Source organism: Pseudomonas serbica (assembly GCF_028823535.1).
Lineage (GTDB): Bacteria > Pseudomonadota > Gammaproteobacteria > Pseudomonadales > Pseudomonadaceae > Aquipseudomonas > Aquipseudomonas serbica.
Map to the genome: position 1 here is coordinate 1 of NZ_JAQIYM010000044.1, position 897 is coordinate 897.

General features: G+C 64.5%; 1 protein-coding gene. It reads right to left on the reverse strand.

From position 1 onward, the window contains the following. A partial coding sequence (locus tag NQL71_RS29660; RefSeq protein WP_274643790.1) for an aldehyde dehydrogenase family protein occupies nucleotides 1-686 on the reverse strand: 686 nt, incomplete at its 3' end. Between the last annotated feature and the right edge of the window lie 211 nt (nucleotides 687-897).

Sequence of the window (897 nt, forward strand, 5' to 3'; positions counted from 1 at the left end):
CCGGTGGCGATGGAACCGGTCAGCGACACCATGCGCACTTTCGGGTGGGTGACCAGCGGGCTGCCGACCGTAGGACCACGGCCGAACACCAGGTTGAGCACGCCGGCCGGGAAAATCTCCGCCGCCAGTTGCGCCAGGCGCAGGGCGGTCAGTGGCGTCTGCTCCGACGGCTTGAGCACCACGGTGTTACCGGCGGCCAGGGCCGGGGCGATTTTCCAGGCGACCATCATCAGCGGGTAGTTCCACGGCGCGATGGAGGCGATCACCCCCACCGGGTCGCGGCGGATCATCGAGGTGTGGCCGGGCAGGTACTCGCCACCGGCCGAACCGCTCATGCAGCGGCTGGCGCCGGCGAAGAAGCGGAACACGTCGGCAATCGCCGGGATCTCGTCGTTGAGCGCGGCGCTGTAGGGCTTGCCGCAGTTGTCCGATTCCAGCTTGGCCAGCTCTTCACCATGGGCCTCGATGGCGTCGGCGAGCTTGAGCAGCAGCAACGAACGTTCTTTCGGCGGGGTCTGCGACCAGCTGTCGAACGCGGCATCGGCGGCGCGCACGGCGGCATCGACCTGGGCTTCGCTGGCTTCGTTGATTTCCACCAGCACGCTTCCTAGCGCCGGGTTGAACACCGGTTGGGCGGGGCCTTCGCCGTTTTGCAGTTGGCCGTTGATCAAGAGTTGAGTTTGCATGGCATTGTCCTCTTCGAAGCTATTGTTGTTCTCTGTGGAAAACGGTCCCCTTGCAGGCGCTGGCTTGCCAGCGAAGACGTCATCACAGGCAACATCGATGTTGGCTGACACGCCGCCTTCGCCGGCAAGCCGGCTCCTACAGGATTCGGTTTTTGTAGGCGCTGGCTTGCCAGCGAAGACGTCATCACAGGCAACGTCGATGTTGGCTGAC